Consider the following 785-nt stretch of genomic DNA (forward strand, 5'->3'; position numbering starts at 1 on the left):
GTAACGTTTATAAGGGATATGCAGCAGATATTCCTAGTAGTGGTATTATTTGCGATCTCTTAATTCGCTTCTAAGAAAAATTTAGCAGAACTTGCTGCTCAAGGAGATCTTGACAACCTTGCTGCTAAAGAAAAAAAGCATTGGTTAAAAGGCAAACCCACTAAATTTACTGAACCAGCCAATTCACAGAGATGGCCGGTGTTGGTCAATCCTTATCCAAAACCGCCCCTTTGGTTGATCGTATCACGCGTGAGGCAGAAAAGAACCTGATCAAAGCTGCTATTGGCACGGGCGTTCAAACGGCTCTTGAAGGCGGTTCTTTAGATAAGAACTTTTTAAACAGTCTGCGTACAGCGCTGTCAGAAACCCTTGGTAAAACATTAGCGGAAGAAATTGGTACCGCCAAGGCAGAAGGCAAAATAGATACGGTCACACAGATCGTTGCCCACGCTGGTCTTGGCTGCTTAAAAGGCGCTGTTGCGAGCGGTGCTTGCACGGCCGGTGCTGTGGGGGGTGCTGTGGGCGAAGCCACTGCTATGCTCCAGTTTCAATTGTGGGTGCAAGGCATTGTAAAAGAGGAAATGGGGGACCTAAACGGTCGCACCCCAACTCCGGAAGAGGAAGCGCGTATAAACGCAAAGATTGATGCGCAGTTTGCTGACTTTAGAGATCACACCATTGATGTCGCACGGGCTGCGGGGGGCGTTGCTGCCGCCATTGCCGGTGGCAATGTTGATGCCGGCGCTGATGCCGCAGGTAATGCCGCTGCAAATAACTACCTCAGC

At 49.4% G+C, this 785-nt stretch carries 1 pseudogene; it reads left to right on the plus strand.

Annotated features, from left to right (window positions below):
• Window positions 1-173: 173 nt before the first annotated feature.
• Window positions 174-785: pseudogene (locus PVV68_RS10560) on the plus strand (DUF637 domain-containing protein); the annotation flags it as partial.

Source organism: Bartonella sp. ML69XJBT (genome assembly GCF_028618515.1).
Lineage (GTDB): Bacteria > Pseudomonadota > Alphaproteobacteria > Rhizobiales > Rhizobiaceae > Bartonella.